This window comes from Prevotella sp. kh1p2, from assembly GCF_900111525.1.
GTDB lineage: Bacteria > Bacteroidota > Bacteroidia > Bacteroidales > Bacteroidaceae > Prevotella.
In genome coordinates, this window is sequence record NZ_FOHY01000003.1 from 25501 (window position 1) to 51854 (window position 26354).

Annotated in this window: 26 protein-coding genes; 16 read left to right on the forward strand and 10 right to left on the reverse strand. The window is 55.9% G+C overall.

All coding sequences use genetic code 11. The annotated features are described in order from the left end of the window. Positions 1-32: 32 nt before the first annotated feature. From BMW31_RS02685 to BMW31_RS02700, 4 genes are all read right to left on the reverse strand, one after another. Positions 33-1049, reverse strand: a complete 1017-nt coding sequence (locus BMW31_RS02685) for a branched-chain amino acid aminotransferase (protein ID WP_091820778.1) — start codon at positions 1047-1049, stop codon at positions 33-35. 98 nt (positions 1050-1147) lie between these two features. Next, complete coding sequence (gene xseB / locus BMW31_RS02690; protein ID WP_091820780.1) at positions 1148-1348, reverse strand: exodeoxyribonuclease VII small subunit; 201 nt, start codon at positions 1346-1348, stop codon at positions 1148-1150. Positions 1349-1354: 6 nt separating this feature from the next. Beyond that, positions 1355-2581, reverse strand: coding sequence for an exodeoxyribonuclease VII large subunit (gene xseA, locus BMW31_RS02695; protein WP_091820782.1), 1227 nt, complete (start codon positions 2579-2581; stop codon positions 1355-1357). Between the two features lie 15 nt (positions 2582-2596). Next, entirely contained in the window at positions 2597-4006 is a 1410-nt protein-coding gene (locus BMW31_RS02700; RefSeq protein ID WP_091820784.1) for a S8 family serine peptidase, read from the reverse strand. A gap of 523 nt (positions 4007-4529) precedes the next feature. Between BMW31_RS02700 and BMW31_RS02705 the strand changes: the two genes are divergently transcribed. From BMW31_RS02705 to BMW31_RS02750, 10 genes are read left to right on the forward strand one after another with little or no spacing between them, the layout of a single operon-like run. Beyond that, the gene (locus tag BMW31_RS02705) at positions 4530-5915 is read left to right on the forward strand and encodes an MATE family efflux transporter (RefSeq protein WP_091820786.1); all 1386 of its coding nucleotides are present in this window, start codon (positions 4530-4532) and stop codon (positions 5913-5915) included. Further along, positions 5890-6516: a cytidylate kinase-like family protein gene (locus BMW31_RS02710; RefSeq protein ID WP_091820788.1), complete on the forward strand. Its 627-nt coding sequence runs from the start codon at positions 5890-5892 to the stop codon at positions 6514-6516. The genes BMW31_RS02705 and BMW31_RS02710 overlap by 26 nt, the downstream gene beginning before the upstream one ends. Positions 6517-6524: 8 nt before the next feature. Beyond that, on the forward strand, positions 6525-7037 hold the full coding sequence (locus tag BMW31_RS02715; protein ID WP_091820790.1) for a metallophosphoesterase family protein: 513 nt from the start codon (positions 6525-6527) through the stop codon (positions 7035-7037). Further along, the gene (locus tag BMW31_RS02720) at positions 7034-7243 is read left to right on the forward strand and encodes a hypothetical protein (RefSeq protein WP_091820792.1); all 210 of its coding nucleotides are present in this window, start codon (positions 7034-7036) and stop codon (positions 7241-7243) included. Before BMW31_RS02715 ends, BMW31_RS02720 begins: the two co-directional genes overlap by 4 nt. Before the next feature lie 12 nt (positions 7244-7255). Further along, positions 7256-8422, forward strand: a complete 1167-nt coding sequence (gene rfbB, locus BMW31_RS02725) for a dTDP-glucose 4,6-dehydratase (protein ID WP_091820794.1) — start codon at positions 7256-7258, stop codon at positions 8420-8422. Continuing rightward, entirely contained in the window at positions 8406-8705 is a 300-nt protein-coding gene (locus BMW31_RS02730; RefSeq protein WP_143049134.1) for a hypothetical protein, read from the forward strand. Before rfbB ends, BMW31_RS02730 begins: the two co-directional genes overlap by 17 nt. A gap of 1 nt (position 8706) precedes the next feature. Then, positions 8707-9888, forward strand: a complete 1182-nt coding sequence (gene purT, locus BMW31_RS02735) for a formate-dependent phosphoribosylglycinamide formyltransferase (RefSeq protein ID WP_091820798.1) — start codon at positions 8707-8709, stop codon at positions 9886-9888. After that, the gene (locus BMW31_RS02740) at positions 9885-10286 is read left to right on the forward strand and encodes a sugar 3,4-ketoisomerase (protein WP_091820800.1); all 402 of its coding nucleotides are present in this window, start codon (positions 9885-9887) and stop codon (positions 10284-10286) included. The genes purT and BMW31_RS02740 overlap by 4 nt, the downstream gene beginning before the upstream one ends. Further along, the gene (locus BMW31_RS02745; RefSeq protein ID WP_091820802.1) at positions 10286-11224 is read left to right on the forward strand and encodes a GNAT family N-acetyltransferase; all 939 of its coding nucleotides are present in this window, start codon (positions 10286-10288) and stop codon (positions 11222-11224) included. The genes BMW31_RS02740 and BMW31_RS02745 overlap by 1 nt, the downstream gene beginning before the upstream one ends. A gap of 6 nt (positions 11225-11230) precedes the next feature. After that, complete coding sequence (locus BMW31_RS02750; protein WP_091820806.1) at positions 11231-12331, forward strand: DegT/DnrJ/EryC1/StrS family aminotransferase; 1101 nt, start codon at positions 11231-11233, stop codon at positions 12329-12331. A 559-nt stretch (positions 12332-12890) separates the two neighbouring features. Here BMW31_RS02750 and BMW31_RS02755 read toward each other — a convergent pair. From BMW31_RS02755 to BMW31_RS02765, 3 genes are read right to left on the reverse strand one after another with little or no spacing between them, the layout of a single operon-like run. Next, positions 12891-13472, reverse strand: coding sequence for a LutC/YkgG family protein (locus BMW31_RS02755; RefSeq protein WP_091820808.1), 582 nt, complete (start codon positions 13470-13472; stop codon positions 12891-12893). Next, a complete protein-coding gene (locus tag BMW31_RS02760) occupies positions 13469-14842 on the reverse strand; it encodes a lactate utilization protein B (RefSeq protein WP_091820810.1) in 1374 nt (457 codons plus the stop codon). Before BMW31_RS02760 ends, BMW31_RS02755 begins: the two co-directional genes overlap by 4 nt. After that, the gene (locus tag BMW31_RS02765; RefSeq protein ID WP_091820811.1) at positions 14839-15576 is read right to left on the reverse strand and encodes a (Fe-S)-binding protein; all 738 of its coding nucleotides are present in this window, start codon (positions 15574-15576) and stop codon (positions 14839-14841) included. The genes BMW31_RS02760 and BMW31_RS02765 overlap by 4 nt, the downstream gene beginning before the upstream one ends. 520 nt (positions 15577-16096) lie before the next feature. Here BMW31_RS02765 and BMW31_RS02770 point away from each other — a divergent pair. The 4 genes from BMW31_RS02770 to BMW31_RS02785 all read left to right on the forward strand — a co-directional run bounded on the left by BMW31_RS02770 (position 16097) and on the right by BMW31_RS02785 (position 22150). Further along, positions 16097-16732 carry a lactate utilization protein gene (locus tag BMW31_RS02770; RefSeq protein WP_091821033.1) on the forward strand — a complete coding sequence of 212 codons (636 nt, stop codon included), beginning with the start codon at positions 16097-16099 and terminating at the stop codon, positions 16730-16732. A gap of 70 nt (positions 16733-16802) precedes the next feature. After that, positions 16803-18914, forward strand: coding sequence for a DNA topoisomerase 3 (locus BMW31_RS02775; protein WP_091820813.1), 2112 nt, complete (start codon positions 16803-16805; stop codon positions 18912-18914). 45 nt (positions 18915-18959) lie between these two features. Beyond that, positions 18960-20033, forward strand: coding sequence for an acyltransferase (locus tag BMW31_RS02780; RefSeq protein WP_091820815.1), 1074 nt, complete (start codon positions 18960-18962; stop codon positions 20031-20033). 50 nt (positions 20034-20083) lie between these two features. Beyond that, a complete protein-coding gene (locus BMW31_RS02785) occupies positions 20084-22150 on the forward strand; it encodes a PorE family type IX secretion system protein (protein WP_091820817.1) in 2067 nt (688 codons plus the stop codon). Between the two features lie 218 nt (positions 22151-22368). Here BMW31_RS02785 and BMW31_RS02790 read toward each other — a convergent pair whose 3' ends face one another. The 3 genes from BMW31_RS02790 to BMW31_RS02800 all read right to left on the reverse strand — a co-directional run bounded on the left by BMW31_RS02790 (position 22369) and on the right by BMW31_RS02800 (position 23978). Beyond that, a complete protein-coding gene (locus BMW31_RS02790; RefSeq protein ID WP_091820818.1) occupies positions 22369-22710 on the reverse strand; it encodes a DUF5056 domain-containing protein in 342 nt (113 codons plus the stop codon). After that, positions 22700-23239 (reverse strand): RNA polymerase sigma factor, encoded by a 540-nt coding sequence (locus BMW31_RS02795; protein WP_091820820.1) that lies wholly within the window; start codon positions 23237-23239, stop codon positions 22700-22702. The genes BMW31_RS02790 and BMW31_RS02795 overlap by 11 nt, the downstream gene beginning before the upstream one ends. A 73-nt stretch (positions 23240-23312) precedes the next feature. Then, on the reverse strand, positions 23313-23978 hold the full coding sequence (locus tag BMW31_RS02800) for a DUF6249 domain-containing protein (protein WP_091821034.1): 666 nt from the start codon (positions 23976-23978) through the stop codon (positions 23313-23315). A gap of 141 nt (positions 23979-24119) precedes the next feature. On the opposite strand from BMW31_RS02800, the gene BMW31_RS02805 reads away from it, so the two are divergent. Both BMW31_RS02805 and BMW31_RS02810 read left to right on the forward strand, forming a co-directional pair. Then, entirely contained in the window at positions 24120-25517 is a 1398-nt protein-coding gene (locus tag BMW31_RS02805; protein WP_091820823.1) for a methyltransferase RsmF C-terminal domain-like protein, read from the forward strand. A gap of 21 nt (positions 25518-25538) precedes the next feature. After that, positions 25539-26333 (forward strand): thymidylate synthase, encoded by a 795-nt coding sequence (locus BMW31_RS02810; protein ID WP_091820826.1) that lies wholly within the window; start codon positions 25539-25541, stop codon positions 26331-26333. Positions 26334-26354 lie beyond the last annotated feature (21 nt).

Below are 26354 nucleotides of genomic sequence, written 5' to 3' on the forward strand. Positions count from 1 at the left end.
AAAGGGACGCTGCAGCGCCCCTTTTTTATAAGTTATTCCACGACGACTGTCGTCCATCCGTGCTTATCTTCTATCAATCCGTACTGTATTCCGGTAAGAGTGTCGTAGAGTTTCTTGGACCACGGGCCCGGTTTTTCACCGTAATTGTAGCGCTTCCCGTTATCAAGGTCGTCGATATAGGATATCGGCGAGATGACGGCAGCGGTGCCGCAGGCTCCTGCCTCTTCAAAAGTAGCCAGCTCTTCTTCGGGTATCTGGCGGCGTTCCACGGTCATTCCGAGGTCTTCGGCCAGCTGCATCAGGCTCTTGTTGGTAATGGACGGCAGGATGGAACTTGACTTCGGAGTCACGTAAGTGTTGTTCTTGATGCCGAAGAAGTTGGCTGCTCCGCACTCGTCCATGTACTTCTTTTCCTTCGAGTCGAGGTAAAATTCGCTGGCGTAACCCTTCTCGTGCGCAATATGATTGGCCTTGAGCGAGGCTGCATAGTTGCCTCCCACCTTGTAGATGCCCGTTCCCAGCGGAGCCGCACGGTCGTAATCGCGGATGATTACGTAAGGATTTGACGAGAAACCGCCCTTGAAATAGGGGCCTACTGGCGTCACGAAGATGAGAAAAACGTAGTCACGTGAGGGATGAACGCCCACCTGCGCGCTTACCCCAAGCAGCAAGGGACGGATGTACAGCGTTGCTCCGCTCTCGTAGGTAGGCACGTACTCCTGGTTCAGACGAACCACTTTAGCCACCATCTCCTCAAATAATGCGGTCGAAACCTCGGGCATCATGATGCCCCGACTTGTGCTCTGAAGACGTGCGGCGTTCTCATCCATACGGAAAACGCGTATCTTTCCGTCCGGGCAACGATAGGCTTTCAGTCCTTCGAAAGCCTCCTGACCGTAGTGCAGACAGGTTGCCGCAATCGACATTGATATCTGGTCGGTAGAACAAACTTCTACTTCACCCCACTTGCCGTTGCGGTAATAGCAGCGTACATTGTAGTCGGTAGGCACGTAACCGAATGTCAGGTTGGCCCAATCTATATTCTTCATAATCTTAAAAAATTATATTTTCAACACCAATATATCCAAACGCAAAAGTACAAATAAAATGTATTATCCGCAACAAAGTGAGCTGCTATTCTACGAAATCATTGTTTTTCGTCACCATTCAGCAACTTTTTGATTTCTTCGTCGGTCTTGGTGAGCTTGTCCTTGCACAGTTTGATGAGTTTCTGGGCTTCCTTCAGGCGCTCTGCCATGGAGTCTATGTCCAGCTCGTCGTTCTCCAGCTTGTCCACAATAGCTTCCAACTCACGCACCGCCTCTTCGTATTTCATCGTCTTTGCCATATTCTTTTATTTTATGATTGATTTCACACTGCCTTTCTGCAACTTGGTTTCTATCTCCTCGCCCGGCTGTACCGAATGTGCATCATGCAGCACCCTACCCTTGTACAGAGTGATGCTGTAGCCGCGGCCGAGCAGCTTTTCGGGGTCGGCTGCTGCTACCCGCTGGGCCAGCAGCGCCCCGCGGTGACGCTCCGCAGCCAGCTTACCGCGCATGCCGGCTATGAGTTGCAGCCTCAGCTGTTCAAGACGGGCCTCCTGACGGGTTCTAACAACGGAGAATGCCACGGGTATCTTGTCCTCCAACCGGCCTAATCGCAGCTTTTCCACTTCCATTTTGTGCCGCACACTGTCTACTACAGCCTCCTGTGCTTTTACGATACGCGTGTAGACCACGGCCAAATGGTCGATGAGAAAGGCCGCAGCAGCCGTGGGCGTCTTTACCCGCGTGTTGGCTATCAGGTCGAGAACGCTCTCGTCGCGGTCGTGACCGATGCCGGTGATGACGGGCAGCGGGAAGTTTGCCACGTTCTCCGCCAGCGCCAGGGTGTCGAATCCGCTCATGTCGGAAGTGGCGCCTCCGCCCCTGATAATGACCACCACGTCGAACTGGTCTTCGACTTCAAAGATGCGGTCGAGGGCTGCAATGACGCTTGCCTCTACCCTTTCGCCCTGCATGACGGCCGGAAAGAGGCGCGTGGTGAATGCGAAGCCGTACTCGTTGTTGGCAAGCTGGTTGCAGAAGTCGCCGTAGCCGGCGGCCGTCTCGCTCGAGATAACGGCTATACGCTGTGCAAACAGCGGTATCTGCAGTTCCTTTTGTAGCTCGAATACGCCCTCCTCCTTCAGTTGGTTGATAATCTCCTGCCGCCGCCGGGCCATGTCGCCGAGGGTGAAAGTGGGGTCTATGTCGGTCACGTTGTACGCAAATCCGTACGCTTCATGAAAGGTGGCGCGCACCTGCAGCAGCACTTTCATGCCGGCGTGCAGCTCCTGTCCCGTTACGCGTTCAAAGTACGAGCGCACCAGCAGCCACCGGTTGGCCCAGCAGGTGGCACGGGCCTTGGCCACGGGCGTGCGGCTGCGCTCGTCCTTTTGGATAAGTTCCATGTAGCAATGGCCGCGCTCGTGGATGTCCGACAGTTCGGCCTCCACCCAGTACTCGCCGTCCATGCCGGTCTCGATGGCCTCGCGCACGCGTCCGTTCAGCTCGTATAAAGACAGTGTCTGGTGCATAGTCAGGTTGTTTTATCAGTGCTGCAGGCCCATTTCGTAGGCCTTCCAATAGTCAGGTATGCCGTAACCGAAGATGTTGTCGGGGGCATCGAAGCGGCTCGACGAGCGGCGGACGAGCTCCATAATCTCACGGGCTGTCTTGCCGGGCAGGGCCGACCAGAGGCTGGCCACCATGCCCGCAGTGACGGGCGAGGAGAAAGACGTGCCGTTGGCACGCGTGATGTGCCCCCGCCCATTGATGACTGCAGCGGGGTTGCCGTAGGCCATCACGTCCGGTTTCACGCGCCCGTCGGCCGACGGTCCTACCGAGCTGAACACCGCGTTGGTGCTGTCGTTGGCCAGCGCGCCCACGGTCAGTATCTCCTTAGCATCGGCCGGGAAGTTTATTTTCTTCCATGCGTTACCCCCGTCGTTGCCCGCGCTGTTGCACAGAATGATGCCCTTGCCGGCCAGCATGGAGGCAGTACGGGAGATGAGTGCCGTCTCGCCGTCCTGCTCACGGTAGAGATGGTTGGTCGATTTGTCGTCGAAGACGTTGTAGCCCAGCGATGAATTGATGACGTCAACGCCCAGCGAGTCGGCATATTCGGCCGCTGCGGCCCAGAAATCTTCCTCGGCCAGCGACTCTGCCTGGGTGTATTCGCTGCGCAGCAGCACGTACCGGGCCTCGGGAGCCGTGCCCACCAGCCGGCCCGGAACATTGGCCGCCATGCACGAGAGCACCATTGTACCGTGGTCGGAGGTGTCGTCGTAGAGGTTGTTGTTTACCGGATAGACGAAGCTCCGGGTATCAACGATGTTGACATTAGACAGGTATGCGATGGAATCTGCATTCATGAAACCGGCATCCTGAATAGCTATGAGCTTGCCCTGACCGCGAAATCCGGCCTCATGCAGCCGTATTCCGTTCAGGTTTCGTATCTGGGCTTCGCCCTTGCCGTAACCGGTTGTGGCGGTAAAGGAGTCCTTGGGCTCCACGATTTTAAGGAAGCTGCGGCCCGTGGGCTTAGCAGCAGCGCCATCGTAGGTGTAGAGCCGTTTGGCATCGCGCACGAAGTTGAGCAGGCGGATGGCACTCTCGGCCGTGGCCGAGGGGAACCGCACCACCACGGTATTGTTCCATTTGCTCCGGCTCACGATAGTAAAGCCGGCCTCGCGCAGTGCCGAGAGGTAGACGGGCGACACGGGCAGGTCGGTCTCATCGACCTCCAAGCCCTGATGGCTGCGGCGTTGCAGCGCCCGCTCCGACAAGAACTGCTCCGGATGGCGCAGGCTGCAGGGCGTGCCTTTCTTGTCCTTCAGATAGATGCGGTAGAGCGTATAGCCGGCCGAGAGAGGGGCTTTGGCACCGGCCGGAAGGCAGAAAAACGCCCCCGGGAGGAGCAAGGCCAAAAGCAAAAGGAGGCTGAATATGGATTTCTTCATGTACAATTGCAGCTAAATATTTCTCTTGCAAAAGTAGTAGAAAATAACTGAATAAGCAAATTATGCCTCCATTTTATCCGTTATCCGGCAGTTCGGGCCGCAGTAAAACAACCGCCGGGATTTGTAAACGGCGTGAAATCATATCCTTACTCCCGTCATCCGCAGGTCGCGGGGCGTTCTTTTCAGGGTGATGAACAATGTGGTCAGGAACTTTCGACAAGTGTCGCACGATTGTGCGACAAGTGTCGAATTCATGTGCGACACTTGTCGAAAGTTCCTGGAGCATAGCTTCAAGACGCCGAAGGCACGGCCACGGGAACTTGCGAAGCGGCAACCGCATCCGTTCAGCGCAGCCGCTCGCCGGCTCAATATCTATTTAATAAGGTAAAAAATTCTGTTTTTCTTGCTATTCCAATCAGTTTGCTGTATCTTTGCATGCAGTTTAAGGCGCTCGTCGGTGTGACAACCGCCTTGTACGGTGCTGCCCAACCGCATCAAAGCACTACAAAGTCAGTTGACGTGAATGGATAATAAGAAAGCTACACTCGAACTCGGAACGAAGCCCGTGGGCAAGCTGCTCGTGCAGTATGCCACACCGGCCATCATCGCCATGACGGCTTCGTCGCTCTACAATATCATCGACCGCATCTTCATCGGGCAGGTGGTAGGCCCGCTGGCCATATCGGGCCTGGCCATCACCTTCCCTTTCATGAACCTTACAGGTGCCTTCGGAGCCGCCATAGGCGTGGGTTCGTCGACCGCCATATCGGTAAAGCTGGGGCAGAAAGACTACCAGACGGCCGAAAACATGCTGGGTAACACGGTTACGCTGAACCTCATCATCGGCCTGAGCGTAGGCCTGCTGTGCCTCATCTTCCTTGACCCTATCCTCAAGTTCTTCGGTGCAAGCGACCAGACGCTGCCCTACGCCCGCGACTTCATGCAGATAATACTGGCCGGCAACGTGTTCTCGCACATGTACTTTGGCATGAACGCCGTGCTGCGTGCGGCCAGCAAGCCCAAGCAGGCCATGTTTGCCACCATCTTCACGGTGGCCATGAACATCCTGCTCGACGTCATCTTCATCTGGTGGTGGCACTGGGGCATCCGCGGAGCGGCCTTTGCCACCATGATTTCCCAGGCGCTGGCACTCGTCTGGCAGATGCACCTCTTTGCCGACAAAGGGCAGTTGCTGCACCTCAAGCGGGGCATCTACCGGCTCAAGGGCAACCTGGTAAAGATGATAGTGGGCATCGGCGTGTCGCCGTTCCTGATGAATGTGTGCGCCTGCATCATCGTAATATTCATGAACAACCAGCTTGTAAGCTACGGCGGCGACCTGAGTGTAGGCTCCTACGGCATTGCAAACGGCATAGCGACGGTGTTCATTATGGTGGTGATGGGCATTAACCAGGGCATGCAGCCCATAGCGGGCTACAACTACGGAAGCCAGCAGACAGACCGCATGATGCGCGTAGTAAGGCTGGCCATCTACGGTGCCACGGCCGTCATGACAGTGGGATGGCTCATCGCCATGCTGATACCGGAATACTGCGCACGGCTGTTCACCACCGATGATACGCTGGTGGCGCTGTCCGTGAAGGCCATCCGGATAAACCAGGTGATGTTTCCCGTCATCGGGTTCCAGATGGTTGTAACCAACTTCTTCCAGTGTATCGGGAAGGTGAAGATAAGCATCTTCCTCTCACTCTCGCGCCAGCTGCTGTTCCTGCTGCCGTGTCTCGTGGTGCTGCCGCGGTTCTTCGGCATCGACGGCGTTTGGTACTCACTGCCCGTATCGGACCTTACAGCGGCCACGGTGGCTGCCTGCGTCATGGCGGTATATATGAAGAAACTCAACCATCAGTATAAAGAAGCATCGCATGGAACACAAGAAGATAATCATTAACATAGGCCGGCAGGTTGGCAGTGGCGGCCGCGTCATCGCCCAGAAGCTGGCAGCAGACTTCGGTGCAACGTTCTACGACCGCGAGTTATTGAACCTGGCAGCCAAGGAGAGCGGCTTCAGTGAGAAGTTCTTCGAGCAGAACGACGAGCGGAAAGGCTTCCTCCGGTCGCGCTTCCACTTTCATGTCCCGCTGCTGGGAGAAAGTGATTTCTACACCAACGACTTCTCTCAGGAGAGTCTATACAAGTTCCAGTGCGACGCCATACGCAAGGCGGCCGACGCCGGAAGCTGCGTTTTCGTGGGCCGCACGGCCGACTACGTGCTGCGCGATTACGCGAACACCATCAACATCTTTATCACCGCCAACCTTGAGGAGCGCGTGTCGAGGGTGTGCAAGCGCCATGACATGGACGCCGAGGCAGCCCGCAAGTACATCAGCCAGAAAGAGGATGCCCGCTCGTCGTACTACAATTACTATACCGGCAAGCGCTGGGGCTACAGCGAGAGCTACGACCTGTGCATCAATTCGAGCCTCGTGGGCATCGACGAAACGGAGCGTCTGCTCGCTGCCTTCATCAAACTGAGGTTCCATATAGAATAAGGTAAGGGATGAAGAAGATTGGTATCATCAGCGATACGCATGGCTGCTGGGACGAGAAATACGAGCTTTACTTCGGCCAGTGCGACGAAATATGGCATGCGGGCGATATAGGCAGCACCGATGTTGCTGACAACTTCGAGACCATGAAGCCCGTTTTCAGGGCCGTGTACGGAAACTGCGACGGCGGCGACCTGCGCAGACGCTACCCTGAAGTGCTGCGATTCAGGTGCGAGGACGTAGATGTACTGATGAAACACATAGGGGGCTATCCCGGCAAATACGACCGGTCGATACAGAGCCGCATCTATGCGTCGCCGCCAAATCTCTTCATCAGCGGCCACTCTCACATCCTGAAGGTGAAGTATGACAAAACTCTGGGGCTGCTGCACATCAACCCCGGCGCTGCCGGCTACATGGGGTGGCATCCGGAAAGAACTTTGGTAAGATTGACCATCGAAGGCAATAAATTCACTGATTGCGAAGTTATAACATTAGGAAAGACAAATAAACAGCCTTTATGACACGACAAAAAGCCATCATTAGCTGGAGTATCGTCGAGTTTCTGCTGCTCGCCGCCCTCGCCGTCCTGTACATTTCAGGCTTCTTCAGCCTAACAATGTTCCTCATGCTGCTGATAAATCTCGGCGTCATCTCATGCGTAATCATCTTTTACATCATCAGGAAACTTCCGCCGAAGGACGGCATCAACAACGAAAATACATATTAAATACATACGCTTATGAAGACTTATCTGGTCACGGGAGCCGCCGGCTTCATCGGTGCCAACTACGTAAAGTACCTTCTCTACAGGAAATACAAGGACACGGACATCAAGGTTATCATCCTCGATGCCCTCACCTACGCCGGCAACTTGGGAACTATCAAGGACGACATCGACAACAAACGCTGCTTCTTTGTTAAGGGTGACATCCGCGACAGGGCACTGGCAGACAGGCTGTTTGCCGAGAACGACATCGATTACGTTGTGAACTTTGCGGCCGAGAGCCATGTAGACCGCTCGATAGAGGACCCGCAGCTGTTCCTCTCCGTTAACATCCTGGGCACGCAGAACTTGCTCGACGCAGCCCGCCGGGCGTGGGTTACGGGCAAGGATGAGCAGGGTTATCCAACCTGGAAGCCCGGAAAACGCTATCATCAGGTATCAACCGACGAGGTTTACGGCAGCCTCGGAGCCGACGGCTTCTTCACAGAAAGCACGCCGCTCTGCCCACACAGCCCGTACAGTGCAAGCAAGACGAGCGCCGACATGTTCGTAATGGCCTATCGTGACACCTACCACATGCCCGTTTCTATTACCCGCTGCTCCAACAACTACGGCCCTTACCACTTCCCGGAGAAGCTCATTCCGCTCATCATCAACAACATTCTCGAAGGCAAGAAGCTGCCCGTTTACGGCGAAGGGCTCAACGTTCGCGACTGGCTTTACGTGGAAGACCACTGCAAAGCCATTGACATGGTGGTGCGAGAAGGCCGTGAGGGAGAAGTGTACAACGTGGGTGGCCACAACGAAATGACGAATATCGACATCGTGAAGCTAACCATCAAGACCATTCATGACATGATGGCAGAGAACAAGGAACTGCGTAGCGTGCTCAAGAAACAGGAGACCGACGCCCACGGAGATATCCGCATAGACTGGATAAACAACGACCTCATCACGCACGTTGCCGACCGTCTGGGCCACGACAAGCGCTATGCAATCGACCCCACGAAGATAAAGAACGAGCTGGGATGGTTCCCCGAGACCAAGTTTGCTGACGGAATAGTGAAGACAATCAAGTGGAATCTGGAGCATCAGGCATGGATTCAGGAGGTTACTTCGGGCGAATACCAGAAGTACTACGATGCTATGTACGGTCAGGAACGCCATGGACGCACTCTCTAAAGAGCTAAACGACTACCTTGTTCACATGGGTAAGGCCGCTCACATCACCGACCGCAAGATGGCAGACTACATGAGCCGCATCCTCCAACTGCTGCCCCCAGCCGATGAGGAACTACTTAAAGAGCACTACGGACTGTTCGGTACCACGGCTGTTCCGCTCGAGGAAATGGCCCGCAGGCGTGGAACAACACCCGAAGCTGTATCTACCCAGATTGCCGCATGCCTGCGCAGGGTGGCCGTAACGCCCGAGTGGCAAATGATAAAACCGTCAACACATAAGTAAAATGAAGAAGATAATGCTCCTCGGAGCAGGAGAATTGGGCAAGGAATTTACCATCGCAGCCAAGCGGGCGGGGCTTTACGTCATCGCATGCGACCGCTACGACAACGCCCCGGCCATGCAGGTAGCCGATGAAAGAGAAGTTTTCAGCATGCTCGATGGTGATGCCTTGGAGGCTGTTGTCAGGAAGCACAGGCCCGATATCATTGTTCCGGAGATTGAAGCCATACGCACCGAGAAGCTCATTGAGTTCGAGCAACAGGGCATACAGGTTGTTCCGTCGGCACGCGCCGTGAACTACACCATGAACCGCAGGGCCATACGCGACCTTGCCTCCAGGGAACTGGGGCTGCGGACGGCCAGATATCACTATGCCAAAACATTCGAGGAGTTCAGGCAGGCGGCCGATGACATCGGCTTCCCCTGCGTGGTCAAGCCTCTTATGAGTTCCAGCGGCCACGGCCAGAGCTACGTTCACAACGACGCGGAGCTGCACGAAGCCTTCCGTGAAGCAATGGAGGAAGGCCGCGGCGACGTCAAGGAAGTAATCATCGAAGAGTTCATCGACTTTGCCTCCGAGTTCACCCTGCTCACCGTCACGCAGCAAAACGGCCCCACGCTCTTCTGTCCTCCCATCGGTCATGTACAGCGGGGAGGCGACTATAGGGAAAGTTGGCAACCCTGCCAACTGCCTGACGAGGCCCTGAAAAGCGCCGAGCAGATGGCCGACAAGGTTACCCAGGCACTCACGGGCTACGGCATCTGGGGCGTTGAGTTCTTCCTTACCAAGGGCGGAGAGGTTGTTTTCTCGGAGCTGAGTCCGCGTCCGCACGACACGGGAATGGTCACCCTGGCCCACACCACCAACCTGAGTGAGTTCGAACTCCACCTGCGCGCCGTCATGGGTTGGCCCATCCCGGCCATCCACCTGGAGCATTGCGGCTGCTCGGCCGTCATCCTCTCGCCCGTTGAAAGCCGCGAACCGCTCAACTACAACCTTCTCGACGCCCTGCGACAAGACCGCACCCGCATCCGCATCTTCGGCAAGCCCGAGGCTCACATCGGCCGGCGAATGGGCGTAGTTTTGTGCTACAGCGAAGTGGGCGACAACATGGATGCCCTGCGGAGCAAGGCCAAAGCCGTTGCCAGAAGCGTGCTCGGCACCGACCCTTACATGAAGAAATGAAACCGGGACACATCATCAATCTGCCCAAGATAGCCGACCCACGGGGCAATCTGACCGTGGCCGAAGAGCTGAAGCACGTACCTTTCGACGTCAAGAGAGTGTACTGGGTATATGATGTGCCTGCAGGAGAGAGCCGCGGAGGCCATGCACACCGCCGCTGCAGGGAATTCATCGTGGCCGTTGGCGGCTCCTTTACCGTTACCCTCACCGATGGAACCAGCACGCACACCTACCTCCTGAACCATCCTTACCAGGGATTGCTTGTCGATACGGGCACTTGGCGCACGCTCGACGATTTTTCCAGCGGCGCCGTATGCCTGGTGCTGGCCTCCGAATTGTTTGATGAAGAGGACTATATCTACGACTACGACGAGTTTCTGAAATACAAGCAGCGCTGATGTTCGAGATAAGGAGATACTCGGCCGAACGCAAACAGGAATGGGACGCCTATGTCTCTGCGGCGCGAAATGCCACGTTCCTGTTCTACAGAGACTACATGGACTACCATGCCTGCCGCTACTCAGACTGCTCGCTCATGTTCTACCGCGCCGGGAAGCTCCACTCCCTGCTCCCCGCCCACAGCGTGCAGCAGACTTTCTGCTCACACTCAGGGCTCACGTACGGTGGCCTCATCATGGATGCCCACGTCACTGCAGCCGACACCTGCACCCTCTTTGCCGAGCTGAACGACTACTTGCGCGGCCACGGCTATCTCCATGTGCTCTACCGACCCATCCCCTGGATTTACCACCGGCTGCCTTCGGAAGAAGACCTGTACGCCATTTTCCAACAGTGCCACGCCCGACTGGCGGAGCGCAGCATCAGCACCACCCTGCCCATACAGCAGCAAGTGCGCTGGCGCAACGGCCATCGCTACATGCTCAAGAAGGCCGAAAACCAAGGCGTTACCGTGAAGCGCGGCGCCGATTTGGCCGAGTTCTGGCCGCTGCTCGAGGCCAATCTGGCCGAGCGCTACCACGCCCGCCCCGTTCACAGCCTGCAGGAAATACAGTTGTTGCAGGCTCGTTTTCCCCAAAACATCATCCAATACAGCGCCTACCACGATGGTACAATCATCGGGGGCATCACCCTCTACCTCTCGCCGCAGGTGGTTCACACCCAGTACCTATCAACCAACAGCGAGGGGAAGCGGCTCGGCGCCGCCGAAGCCATCTGCAGTCAGATAGCCTGCTGTGACTATCCAACACGCCTGTACATGGACTTCGGCACCTCGACAGAGGACCACGGGCGCATGCTGAACCCCGGACTCATCGGCAACAAGGAAGGATATGGAGGCCGGGCCGTGGTTTACGACACCTACGAATGGGATTTATAACACCGTATGATACCTTATTTACCACTCCTGCAGATAAACGCCAGGTACATGGACGAGATTGAGGAAGCCGTCGGCACCACCCTGGCAAGCGGCAGCTACCTGCGCGGCCGGCAGACCGCACGGTTCGAGGAAGCCTACGCCCGCTACACAGGAACCACCCAATGTGTGGCCTGCGGCAACGGACTCGATGCCCTGACGCTCATCTTCAAGGCTTACATGGAGCTGGGACTCTTGTCAAGCGGCGACGAAGTCATTGTGCCTGCAAACACCTACATAGCCAGTATTCTCGCCTTGTCGGCCAACAATCTGAAGCCCGTATTGGTGGAACCCGACGCCCGAACGCTGCAAATTGACGGCTCGCTCATAGAGAGCGCCGTCACGCCCCGCACCCGCGCCATCCTCATCGTTCACCTCTACGGGCGCTGCGCCTACACGGCAGCCATCGGAGCGATATGCAAACGGCACCATCTGCTGCTCGTAGAGGACAATGCGCAGGCTCATGGGTGCACGTTCCAGGGCAGAAGAACCGGCAGCATAGGCCATGCCGCAGCCCACAGCTTCTACCCTACGAAGAACCTCGGGGCCCTTGGCGATGCCGGCGCCGTTACCACCAACAACGGCGAATTGGCCGAAGTGGTGCGCGCACTGGGCAACTACGGTTCGTCCGAAAAATACGTCTTCCCTTACAAAGGCATCAACAGCAGGATGGACGAGGTGCAGGCCGCCGTGCTGAACGTGAAGCTGCAGTACCTTGACAGCGACAACCTGCGGCGGCGGGAGATTGCCGATTATTACTATCGCAACATCCGTAACGAGGCCGTAAGCCTGCCTGCAGATGCCTCGGCCGACTGCGTTTACCACATTTTCCCCATCCTTTGCCCTTATCGCGATGCACTGCAACGCCATCTCGCAGACCTTGGCATCGGCACTGCCATTCACTACCCCATCCCTCCCCACAAGCAAGGAGCCTACAAGGAGTGGCACAACAGGAATCTGCCCGTTACGGAGCTGATACACCAACAGGAGCTGAGCATCCCCTGCCATCCCGCCCTCACCGATGATGAAGCAGCCCACATTGTGCAGGCCATCAATTCGTTTAGGCCTTAATAAAAAGTGAATGGCACTTTGCGAAGTATAACCTAAGCCTGCCACACATCATCCCCTCCTAACCTCCCCTTTCCAAGGGGAGGAACTGCTGGCTGCGTTTTCATCCACCGGTAATTACAAATAGGATAATAATAGCAGAAAGACTAATCGGTATCCTCCCCTTGGAAAGGGGAGGTTAGGAGGGGATGATAACGGTCCAATCTATCCTTTCAAAAAACAAACTGCAAACTATTACAAATCAGCAAGTTACAAGCAGAGAAGTAAAAGGTGCCTTTCAAGCCTCTTGAAAGCATCCTTCAAGCGCCTTGAAGGTATGCTTCAAGCAGCTTGACGCATAGCTTTTGTAACACAATGTATTATACCTTGCTTTCTGAAGCTATACTTCAAGGTAGCAGAACATCAACTGCCGGGAGTTCAAACCAATGCAGTCCGGCGCTTTCTACACCTATTAAACGAAAGTGCGGCACCTGTTAAAGCATCCTCTAACAAGTGTCGCACATTCGCGGAGCATGCCTCTGGCACCCCCGCGATTATATTCTGCACCCGCAAATGCAGGTCTTTAATCCAGCAACAGCACCGTAACGCCTCTGGCGGCCTGCGCCCCCATCACGAGCGCCTGCTCTATGTCGGCCGTCTTCGAGGGGCCGCTGATGAAGGTGCCGAAGTTGTATTCCGAGTTCATCTCAATGCGGCTGTAGGCCTCGTGCATGTTGTTCACGATGTTCTGCCTGTCGAGCAGGATGACCAAATACTCCGAAATGAAGCACACGGCCTTCTCTTTCATCGTTTGCGGAACCCACACGCAGGCGTTTTCTGCTACGCCCAGCTCGCCTTGGATGATGCCCACGTCGGTTCCGTTCAGCTCCTTGGCATCGGCTACTGTATCCGGATTCTTCTGCGCAATGTCAATAAACGGCAGGTTGGAGGCAAAGGTCTGCGCCTCCGGATAGATGTTGCGGATGATGAGGTTCAGGTCGTCGGTTTTCTTGGCTTCCACGACCTTGCCGCCCACAGTTTCCGTCATTTCCTTGAATTGGCGGCAAGTATCGGGATAGGTGATGCCGTTGATGTGCATGTCGGGCATGTCGTACTGCTCCCGGGTGTTGGCTTTCAGCTTGCTGAATAGTTCTTCCTTGTTCATTTTAGTTCTCCTTTCTTCCACATTTCATGGAACGATTTCTTGGCAAAAACGGGCTTTGCATGGCCTATTCCCCACGGGTTGAGCGTGCTGAAATGTGTCAGTTTCTCGGGTATATAGTTGGCCAGAGGCGCAAACTTGAGTGCAGTGGTGTAGAGCGATGGGCTGCTGTAGAGCATCTTCATGCCCGTTGACATCATCTTCTTCAGCTTGTCGGCCTTGCCAATGGCCTCAAGACTCTGCCTCCAATAGTAAATCTGCGAGCCCGGAGCTACCTCGGCAGGGCACACGGTGTCGCAACTTAGGCAGAGCGTGCAGGCCGATACGTTCTCCGAATGCTGCTGCGGGTCCTTCAGCATGCCGAGATTTACGCCGATGGGGCCGGGTATGAAGTAGGTGTAACTGGCTCCCGTAGAGCGGCGGTACACAGGACATGTGTTCATGCAGGCGCCGCAACGGATGCACTTCAGCGTCTCCCAGTGCTGCGGGTCGGCAACAATGTCGCTCCGGCCGTTATCGAGCAACACCACGTGCATTTCCCCTCCAGGGCGTGCCTGACGAAAGTGAGAGGTGTAGGTTGTGGTAGGCTGGCCCGTTCCACATCTGCAGAGCAGGCGTTGGAACACAGCAAGACTCTCGTAATCGGGCACGAGTTTCTCCAGTCCCATGGTCACTATGTGCAGCTTAGGCATTGAAGTGCTCATGTCGGCATTACCTTCATTGGTGCAAACTACGATGTCTCCGGTCTTTGCTACGCCGAAGTTGCAGCCCGTGAGGCCTGCCTGCGCTTCCATGAACTCCTCGCGCAGGTGGTGGCGGGCACACCGGGTAAGGTACGTGGGGTCGTAGTTGCCGGTCTCCTTTGATATTCCTTTCTCCTCAAACATGCGCCCCACTTCCTCGCGGGTGATGTGAATGGCCGGCATGACGATGTGCGCCGGGTGCTCGTTCATGAGCTGGAGGATACGTTCACCCAGGTCGGTTTCAACCACGTCGATGCCCCTTTGTATCAGGAAGTCATTGAGTCCGCACTCTTCTGTGAGCATAGATTTGGACTTAACCATCTTTGTCACCTTGTGCGTTTCAAGTATTCCGTACACCATCTCATTGAGTTCGTCGGCGTCCTTGGCCCAATGAACGATGACGCCACGGCTCTCCAGGTTCGTTGCAAACTGCTCCAGATAGTCGGCCAGGTGCGTAATGGTGTGTTTCTTGATGTCGCTGGCGTGGTTTCTCAGTTCCTCCCACTCGGGAAGATGCGACGCCATGAGGTCGCGCTTCATGCGAACGCTCCAGAAAGTCTGGTCATGCCGCGTCACGCGTTCTTTGTCTTTGAGTATCTCGTGGGCTGCCAATGAATGTTTCGTGCTCATAATCCTGCTGCTAAAATCTGTACTACGTGTATGAACTGAATAGGCTTATGCTGCCTTTTAGCTATGCCCGCCATGTGCATCAGGCAGCTACTGTCGGGCCCGGTAACGTACTCGGCGCCCGTTGCCATGTGCCTGGCAATCTTGTCTTCGCCCATACGGATGGAGACATCGGGCTCCTCTACGGCAAACATTCCGCCGAAGCCACAACACTCGTCCTTGCGTTCAGGCTCCTTGACAGTTATGCCCTCGACGAGCTTCAGCAGGTCTATAATCTTGTTATACTGCGGTACGTGGCACTCTGAAGGAGCCGACAGCCCCAGCTCACGCACGCCGTGGCAGGAGTTGTGAACGCTCACCACGTGGGGAAACTTGCCGGGCAGCGAGCTAACTTTCATCACATCGTGCAGAAACTCCACGATATCCATGATTTTATTTGAGGTTACACACTCGTGTTCTCCCTGCAGCAAACGGGGGTAGAACTCCTTAACAAAGGCCGCACACGATGCCGACGGCGCCACAACATAGTCGTAGCCACGGAACAACTCATCGAACTTACGGGCCAGGGGCACCGACATCCGCCCGAAACCGGCATTCGCCATGGGCTGTCCGCAGCAGGTTTGCTTCTCCGGATATTCGACATCAAGCCCCAGATACTTCAGGAGTTTGTAGGCAGCAACGCCCGCTTCGGGATACAGGGCATCCACGTAGCAAGGGATAAACAATCCGATTTTCATGTTATAATCTGTTCGCTAAAATTCTGTTTCTGCAAATGTAAGTAAAAAACTCCAAACAGTCATGCCCGCAACTGTAAAAGTTTCACGATTGTACTTCTTTAACATTACCGGCTTCCCGGCAGTCTGCCGCCGCCCGCAATACACGTGCGGCCGCAAGGTTTGCCATCGTTCGGGCAGCTGCATCAAACCATCCGGCAGCACGTAAAGCGTAAAACGGGCGTGTAAAATGCTGTCTGCGAGGGTGTTGAAAGATTGGCTTCGCGGTGCCGAAAGATAGTGTCAGGAACTTTTGACAAGTGTCGCACGATTATTCGACACCTGTCACACGATTGTGCGACACTTGTCGAAAGTTCGCGAAGCATAGCTCCGGGCATGCCGAAAAGGTGACAAAGTGGCCAGAGAGAGACCGAAGATGGTGCCGTTTTCAAAAATAATGCTTATCTTTGCCTTCACGCCGGGTAGCCAGATGCTGCCGACACAAGATGTAACTTCAAACCAAACCGATAAATACAAAAGCAAGATGGATGCAAAAGAACTGAGAAACGAGCGGCTTGCCGCCAAGCTCATCAAGAGCCTGAACCAGCGTCACTACGACGCCTATTACTGCAGAAGCAACGATGACCTATTAAATAAGGTGAAGGAACTGATACCTGCGGGCAGCACCATCTCGTGGGGCGGCTCGGCCAGCATACGCGATACGGGCATTACGCAGATGCTTAAAGCGGGCGACTACCGGGTGTACGACCGCGACGACGTGAACACGCAGGAGGACAAAATGCGCATTTACCGCAAGGCGATGGAGTGCGACTACTACCTTGCAAGCGTGAACGCGATGAGCGAAGACGGCGTTATCGTGAACGTAGACGGCAACGGCAACCGTGTGGCTGCCATCACCTGGGGGCCGCAGCACGTTATTCTGGTGGTGGGACTGAACAAGGTTTGCCGCGACGTTGACGCCGCCGTAAAGCGCGCCCGCTCCGTGGCAGCGCCCACGAACATGGCCCGGTTCGACTTCCGCACGCCCTGCCAGGCGGACGGGGTGTGCCACGACTGCAAGTCGCCCGACTCCATCTGCAACTACATCTCTATCCAGCGCATGAGCCATCCGGCCAAACGGCACATCGTGCTCCTCACGTCCGAGCCCGTTGGTTATTGAATTAATGCCCGCCGAAAAGCGGGTTTCCCAATTAAAATGCGTAACTTTGCAGTTCTAAGTTTTTGAAGAGATGATAGTTTGCATTGCCGAGAAACCAAGCGTGGCCAAAGATATAGCCCGCATCATAGGCGCCAACCGATCGCACGAAGGCTACATGGAGGGTAACGGTTACCAAGTAACATGGACCTTCGGCCACCTGTGCTGCCTCAAGGAACCTAACGACTACAGCGAGAACTGGAAGCACTGGAGCCTGGCGGCGCTGCCCATGATACCGCAGCGTTTTGGCATCAAGCTCATCGACGACGGCGGCATACGCAAGCAGTTCGGCATCATCCGCCGCCTCATGCAGGCCGCCGACGGCATCATTAACTGCGGAGATGCCGGCCAGGAGGGCGAACTCATACAGCGCTGGGTTATGCAGCTAGCGCAGGCAACGTGCCCTGTAAAGCGGCTGTGGATTTCGTCCATGACCGATGAGGCCATCAAGCAGGGCTTCCGGGAACTCAAGGAACAGGACAACTATCAGCCCCTCTACCTGGCCGGACTTAGCCGTGCTATCGGCGACTGGATACTGGGCATGAACGCCACCCGCCTCTACACGCTCAAATACGGGCAGAACCAGCAGGTGCTGAGCATAGGTAGGGTGCAGACGCCTACGCTGGCCCTCATCGTGAACAGGCAGAAGGAGATTGACAACTTCAGGCCCGAGCCCTACTGGATGCTGGCCACCGTGTACCGCGACACTACGTTTACGGCCACCAAAGGCAAGTTTACAAGCAAGGAGGAAGGCCAGAAAGCCTTCGCTACCATTGCCGACAAGCCGTTCACGGTGACCGACGTTCAGAAGAAGAAAGGTACCGAGGCACCGCCTCATCTCTATGACCTCACCTCGCTGCAGGTAGACTGCAACCGCAAGTTCAGCTACTCCGCAGAGACTACTCTCAACCTGATACAGAGCCTGTACGAGAAGAAGGTGACCACTTATCCGCGTGTAGACACCCAGTATCTGAGTGATGACATCTACCCGAAGTGCCCCGGCATACTCAACGGTGTGTACCAGACGAAGCGCCAGGGGCAGCAACCGTTCGCCGAACTCGTGAAACCGCTGGGCGGCAAAAAGCTGCCCAAGAGCAAGAAAGTGTTTGATACGAGCAAGGTGACCGACCACCACGCCATCATTCCTACAGGCGTTCCACCTGTCGGACTCACTGATATGGAGTGGAAAGTCTTTGAACTCATAGCCAAAAGGTTTATCAGTGTGTTCTATCCGGACTGCAAGTTTTCAACCACAACGGTACTCGGGCAGGTGGAAGAAGTGGAGTTCAAGGTGAGCGGAAAGGAGATTCTGAGCCCCGGATGGCGCGTAGTTTACCAGTCGGCAGCCGCAAAGACGGATGCTGACGGCGCCGGCACGGACGACGAAGAGGACGTTAAGAGAGACGAAGAGGAACGTACACTGCCCGCGTTCAGCAAAGGCGAGAGCGGTTCTCACACCCCCACACTGACCGAAAAGACAACAACGCCGCCCAAATACTACACAGAAGCAACGCTGCTGCGGGCCATGGAGACCGCCGGAAAGTTCGTTGAAGACGAAGAACTGCGTGCAGCACTCAAGGAAAACGGAATTGGAAGGCCCTCATCACGTGCAGGCATCATCGAAACTCTGTTCAAGCGCCACTACATCCGGCGTGAACGCAAGAACCTGCTGGCCACCCCCACAGGCATCCAACTGATTGACACCATCCACGAAAAGCTGCTTACAAGCTGCGAACTGACGGGCATCTGGGAGAAGAAACTGCGCGACATCGAGCACCGCAAGTATGACCCGGCGCAGTTCATAGACGAACTCAAGGAGCAGATAACGCAGATAGTGAACGACGTGATGACCGATGGCAGCAACCTCCACATCGCCATCACCACCGAAGAAGACCTGAAGAAGAAGGCTCCGAAGAAGAAGGCAGCACCGAAGAAAACGAACGACAAGGCCGACAAGGGTACGGAGAACGACCCGCAACCCACGTTCGACATATCGACCATGAAGCCCGACGACAGCCTCATCGGCAAGCCCTGCCCCATCTGCGGCAGAGGTTTCATCATCAAGGGGCGCACGGCCTACGGCTGCAGTAACTGGCAGAACGGCTGCGACTTCAAGCTACCGTTCGACGAAAAGCAGCAGGATTAGACTTACACTCCAAGCATATTATCAAACTGACAAACCATACAAACAATGCAAACCAACACAAAAACCACCGGCCAACGTAACGTAGCACTCGACTTGTTGCGCGTTATCGCCATCTTCCTGGTGCTCTGGCAGCACTCCAGCGAGTACTACTACATCGGCAACAACCTGTCTCTGATTACGGAGAATGCCTACACGCTGGGCTTCTTTAACAGCTTGTCGCGCATCTGCGTGCCTCTTTTCGTCATGATATCGGGCTATTTTCTGCTCCCGATGAAGACCGGCACGGGCACCTTCTTCCGCAAGCGCTTCGCCCGGATACTGTGGCCGTGGATATTCTTCTGCATCGTTTACGCCGTTTACTACGTGTTCTACCGGGGCGACTCGCTTGCTGCGTGCCTGCTCAACATTGCCCACATACCCGTTAACTGGGGCGTGGAGGTGGGCCACCTGTGGTACATCTACATGCTCATCGGCATGTATCTGCTCGTTCCTGTACTCTCCCCGTGGGTTCGCAACAGCTCGAAAAGGGAGATGCAGGTGTACCTCGGCATCTGGGCTGCTACCACTTTCCTGCCTTACATCCACCTCGTGTGGCCGCTGGTGTGGGGCGAATGCACGTGGAATGTATCGCCCGCACTCTATTACTTCACCGGGTTCGGAGGCTATCTCGTACTGGGCAGCTACGTGCGTAAGTACGGTCACTTGTCTGCGTTTGCCTCTCTGGCGCTGCTGGTAGCGGGCTATCTCGCCACGGCTCTTGTCTTCAATGCCCGCATACCCTACGCTTCGGGAGCCGTGGAGGCCGAGATTCCGTGGGATTTCTGTGCCGTCAACGTGGCCATGATGACGTATGCCATGTTCTCGCTGGTGAGCCATGTAAAGATGGATGCAGGCAATCGGTGGGCCCGACTCATTACAAGCATCTCCGTGTGCAGCTATGCCATCTACCTGGCACACATCATGCTGCTCAACTTCTACCACGACCTGTTCGACAGCTCCTTTGCTTCCATCCTGGTAAAGATACCACTCATCAGCGTTTGCACGTTCGTTACAACCTACGTTATCGTACTGTTACTGGCCCGGTTGCCCAAATCAAGGTACTGGCTTGGCGTAGACTGACGGGCTGCTACAATATTCGAGCCGCCCAGACGTTTGTTAAATAAAAAAGCATGCAACGCAGTTTTCATCTTCTGTTCATCCTTATTGTCATGGCCGCCATGACGAGTTGCGGCGTTGACCGCAATCTGAAGAGAGGCGACAAGTACCTCTCACTGGGCGAATATTATGATGCTGCCGCCGAGTACAAGCGTGCCTATACCCGTTTACCGGCAAAAGACAAGGAGCGACGGGGCCAGGTCGCCCTCAAGATGGCAGCCTGTTACGAGAAGATAAACCAAGCACCAAAGGCCATTGCTGCCTATCGCAACGCCATCAGATACGGCCAGGCAGACATCAACCGGCAGCTTTCGTTCGGCCGGCAGCTGCTCAAGAACGGCAATTACAAGGAGGCCGGACAGGTCTTCCGACTTGTTCTCGACTCGCTGCCCGATAACGAACTGGCACAGGCAGGGCTGCAGTCGGCTCTCCGGGCACCCGAAATCAAGGAGCTGGGAAGCCGTTACACCGTGAAGCGAATGGACGTTTTCAACTCGCGCAGGGATGATTACTCGCCCATGCTGGCAGGCGACAACTACAATCAACTCTACTTCACGTCGACCCGTAACGAGGCTGCGGGCGATGAAATGAGCGGCATCACGGGCACCAAAGCAGGCGACATCTTCGTTTCGGAGAAAGATGAACAAGGCCGATGGACCAGACCCCAGCCCGTTACGGGCGGACTCAACACGGCCTACGACGAGGGAGCATGCTCCTTCTCTGCCGACCAACGCGAGATGTATCTTACCCAATGCCTCACCGACCCCGCATCTCCGCGCTACGCGCAGCTTGTTGTTTCCAACCGCGCTGACGCCGCCTGGAGCAAGGCATCGCCCCTGAAACTCACCCGAGACACGCTCTCCACTTTCGCCCATCCGGCCATCTCGCCCGACGGCGAGTGGCTTTACTTCACCTCCGATATGCCCGGAGGCAAGGGCGGTCTCGACATCTGGCGCGCCCGCATCACGCCGTCGGGCTTCGGGGGCGTGGAGAATTTGGGCGAACCCGTGAACACTCAAGGCAACGAGGAGTTCCCTACCTTCCGCCCGAACGGCGACTTCTACTTCTCCAGCGACGGCCATCCGGGCCTGGGAGGGCTCGATATCTTCATTGCCCGGGTAGATGCAACGGGGCATTATGGCATAGAACACCCCGGCTACCCGCTCAATTCGCAGGGCGATGACTTCGGAATGACGTTCGAGGGAGCCTACAACCGCGGCTTCTTTTCATCCAACCGGAACGACGGGAGAGGCTTCGACCACATCTTCGGGTTCGAGAATCCGGAGGTTGTTCAGACCGTTAAAGGCTGGGTCTACGAGATAGATGGCTACGAACTGCCCGCTGCACAGGTGTTCATGGTGGGCAACGACGGCACCAACTTACGCCTTAACGTAAAGGCCGACGGCTCCTTCACGCAGGTTGTAAAGCCCGGCGTAGACTACGTGATACTGGCAACGTGCAAGGGATTCCTCAACCACAAGGAGGAAATAAGCATCCGCCGGGCCGACGAATCGGAAGAAACAGTGCTGCAGTTCCCCCTTGCATCCATCACGGCACCCGTGTTGATAGACAACATCTTCTACGATTTTGACAAGGCAACCCTGCGTCCGGAGTCGCAGCAGGCACTCGACGAGCTGGTCAAGCTGCTGGCGCAGAACCCCAATGTAACAATAGAACTGAGCGCACACTGCGACTACAAGGGCAGCGCCGAATACAACAAGCGGCTCTCGCAGCGACGGGCAGAGGCCGTGGTAAGCTACCTCGTGCAGCACGGCGTGGCCCGCGACCGCCTTACCCCCGTAGGTTACGGCAAGGAAAAGCCCAAGACCATTCGCAAGAAAGTAACGGAGAAATATCCTTGGCTCAAGGAAAACGACGTGCTGACAGAGGACTTTATCAAACAGCAGAACGACGAACACCAGGAAATATGCAACCAACTGAACCGCCGGACGGAGTTCACCGTGCTGCGGACTACCTACGGCATGTTCGACGAGAAGGGCAATCTGAAAAAGGACTTCAAGACCCGCAAGCCCGAAACAGAGAAGAAGGAAGACGACGAGATTAACGTTTTTTTTAACTGATGAACCAGCATCAGGCACCTTGCTATTGGCAAGCCGGTTTCCTGCTTTTTTGCAGTCGGTTTCTTGGATGTGTCCTTCAAGGCGCTTGAAGCTATCCTTCAACAGCCTTAAAGGTATCGTTCAAGGACGCTGAAGGATACCTTCAAGAAACGTGGATGACAGAAACAAAAGAAGTCGTTGATACTCAACGACTTCCATATAGCATGTTTTTTGAGCGTTTACCGGGCATTGGCCAGGTTGAAAACCGTAACGGCACCGAGCGTGAAGAGGGCTATGAGGAACATCAGAGGCGAAAGGCTGGCCCCTTCGGCAGAAAAGAGAGCGCCCACGAAGTCGCCGAACACGTTGCCCAAAGCCACGCGCAGGTCGGCAAATCCATTGAATAGCAGGAAGAAAGCCAGCCCGGCAAGCGAGCACAGGGCCGTCCACAGCCTGCTCAGGTTGCGCTTGCTGGCGGGCAGCCTGCGCATTACCCGGCGGCTGAAACCGTTGTCTGCTATCTCTGGTCGGTTCTCCTCAAAGAACCGAGCTATCAGTTTTTCATCGTTGTTATCTGTCATAACCGTTCTGTCTTAAATAGGTTGCCAGCTTCTGTTTGCCCCTCGAGAGGTGCGACTTAACCGTACCGGAGGCCATGCCTGTTATTTCCGTTATCTTGTCTATGGGCTGTCCCTCCATCAGTTGCAGCGTGATGCAGGTACGCTCGTTGTCGGTCAGTATCTTCAGTGCATCGTAGATGTCCATCTTCAGGTTGCTGTCGCCGCCGCCGGCGTTCTGCCTCGCCACGGCCGGAGCGTCGATATCCTCCGTCGGCTTGCGGCTTCTCACGTGGTCGTACAGCACGTTGTAGGCAATGCGATACAGCCAGGTGGAGAAGCTGGAGAGGCCTCTGAACTTCCCGATGCTGAGGTACGCCTTGACAAAAGTGTCCTGTGCAAGGTCGTCGCTGAGCTGAGTATCTCCCAAGGTTTGGCTCAGAAAGAAGCGCCGGATAGGTGACTGGTACTTCCGGACAAGCTGATCGAAAGCGTGCCTGTTATGAAACACAGCCACCTGAGTAACGAGAGAGATATCGTTTTGAGCGTTCACTATCCGTTGGTTTTGGTCAGTTTCTTCTTTGCCCGGGGCGGGAGGTCACCTTAGTAGCCTCCCGCCATGCGCTCTAAAATTCGGGTTTGTCGTTCTGATTCTTCTTACGGCTGGTGCGTCCGAGGAACATCTGGCCGGCCCCATAGCACAGTATGAGCAGTCCTACACCAGCCAGTGCGTCGGCATCCCATATAGAGAACATCAGTGCCAGGCCCGCACCAACGGCCACATTCTTCACTCCACGGCGCCAGAGGTACTCGTCGGTCTGCTTGTCTACCGGCTGCAACGGTTCCGGAATGGGCTGCCCGGTCTCCATTGCCTTCTGTGCAAGCATCACGCGGTCGTTATGCCGCCTGATGAGATAGCGCAGGATGAGCGCCAGAACGATGAACGGAGCCAGCAGGAAGATGAGCACCGCCAGCACTATACAGATGGCCAGGAGCACTCCGCCGAAACCTAAGCCGCCGCCGATGATTTGCTCCACGAGGTCTTCCTCCCAGTCTCTGTCGTCGTAACTGTAGTAACCTGGCTGCGAGTACTGGTTAGCAGAGTCCAAAACCACCGTGTCCGCCGCCGTACTCGTTGTGTCCGAGTAAGCCTCCACGCCTTCATCGGCCTTCGTGGTGTCGGGCTTCGCCACCGCTGTTGTTGGTGTGTGGTGGCGGTGCTTGGGTGCTGCGCTGGTGGTGGTTGCACTGAGAGTGAGCATCAGTGCGAATGCTATAAGATACTGTTTCATAATCATGTGCCTTTATCTTTTTTCTGTCTGTAAGACGGAACAGGGCCTGTTTTAGTTGCAAAGGAACGATTTTTTTTTTAAATTTGCAAGCAATTTGGAGCGCGGAGGCCGTCGGCTGCCGCCTCACCAAGACCAAACGGCATGACATTACCTAAGGAATTTACATCCTACACCTGCCGGCTGATGGGCCAGGAGCTATACAGCCGGCTGGAAAAGGGGCTCGGCGAAGAGCCTCCGGTAAGCATCCGGCTCAATCCGTTCAAGTGTACGGAGCGGGCGGAGATAGCCGGCAAGGCGGGCGGAGTGCCCTGGTGCCGGCTGGGAGCTTACCTGCAGAGCCGTCCTAACTTTACTTTCGACCCGCTGCTGCATGCGGGCATGTACTATGTTCAGGAGGCCTCGTCCATGTTTCTCTGCCATGCCGTGCAGCAACTCGTCACCACTCCCGTTACCATGCTCGACCTCTGTGCAGCTCCGGGGGGCAAGTCAACTGCGGCGCTGTCGGTGTTACCGGCCGGCAGTCTGCTGTTCTCGAACGAACCGATGCGTGCCCGCGCCAACATACTTGCCGAGAACATGAGCAAGTTTGGCCATGAGGACGTGGTTGTAACCAATAACTTTCCACGCGACTTCGGCCGCAGCAAGCTGCAGTTCGACGTCGTTCTGGCCGACGTGCCCTGCTCTGGCGAGGGCATGTTCCGCAAGGATGAGAATGCCGTAAGCGAGTGGAACCCGCAGCATGTGGACGAGTGTAGCAGGCTGCAACGCACCATCATAGCCGATGTATGGAGCTCCCTGAAGCCCGGTGGGTTGCTTTTCTACTCCACCTGCACGTTTAACGCCAGGGAAAACGAGGACAACGTGGCGTGGATAATTGAGGAGTTTGGGGCCAAACTGGTTGAAGTAGAGGTGGAAGAGGCATGGAACATTACCGGTGCTCTTGCCCATCAAGGCCCCGTGTACCGCTTCATCCCGGGCCTGACGCAGGGCGAAGGGCTCTTCATGGCCGTGCTCCGCAAGCCCGGAAAGCCTGCTGACGCCGCGCCCCAGCATCCGGCCAAGCAGAAGGAAGCTGGCCGGAAGCTCGCCTCAGACTGGATTCTGAACCCCGAAGACTACACACTCTACGAGAAGCAAGACACGCTGACGGCCATTCCGCGGCGATGGGCAGCAACCTACAACGAGGCCTGCCGGAACCTGCGGGTTATCCAGGCAGGCATCACTTTGGGCTCACGCAAGGGCAAGACTCTCATTCCCGACCAGCGCCTGGCACTCTCCACGAGGTTCAACCGCAATGCTTTCACCACCGCAGACGTAGGCTACAGCGAGGCCATCAGCTACCTGCGCAAGGAGGCGGTCACGCTGCCGGCCGGCGTGCCCACGGGCTTCACGCTGCTCACCTACAAGCACCAGCCCCTCGGCTTCGTAAAAAACATAGGCAACAGGGCCAACAATCTCTACCCTGCCGAGTGGAAGATAAAGAGCAGCCACATACCTGCAGAGCCCTGCATCCTGCGACTCGGCACCCCAACTGAATAAGAACAGAAAACCAAAAAGACAATGAAACAATATCTCGATTTACTGAACCGCATCCTCACCGAAGGCGTTGAAAAAGGCGACCGCACCGGAACAGGCACCAAGAGCGTGTTCGGCCACCAGATGAGGTTTAACCTCGAAGACGGCTTCCCGCTGCTTACAACAAAGAAACTGCACCTCAAATCCATCATCTACGAGCTGCTCTGGTTCCTCAAAGGCGATACGAACGTGCGCTTCCTGCAGGAACACGGCGTGAGAATATGGAACGAGTGGGCCGACGAGAACGGCGAACTTGGCCCCGTGTACGGCCATCAATGGCGGTCGTGGCCCGACTACAAGGGCGGCACCATTGACCAGATACAGAACGTAATAGAAACTCTGCGCCGCAATCCCGACTCCCGTCGCATGATTGTTTCGGCCTGGAACCCGGCCGAAGTCGATGAGATGGCGCTGCCGCCCTGCCACTGTCTGTTCCAGTTCTACGTGGCTCAAGGGCGCCTGAGCCTGCAACTTTACCAGCGATCGGCCGACACTTTCCTCGGCGTTCCGTTCAACATCGCCTCTTATGCCTTGCTGCTCATGATGATGGCGCAGGTAACCGGGCTCAAGGCAGGTGACTTCATTCACACCACGGGCGACACTCACCTCTACCTGAACCACATCAGTCAGGCCCAACTGCAGCTCTCCCGCACGCCCCGACCGCTGCCTCACATGCACCTGAACCCCGAAGTAAAGAGCCTATTCGACTTCAAGTACGAGGATTTTGAGCTCACTGACTACGACCCGTGGCCGCACATTTCGGCCCAGGTATCGGTCTGACGGCCGTCAAAAACAAACTTA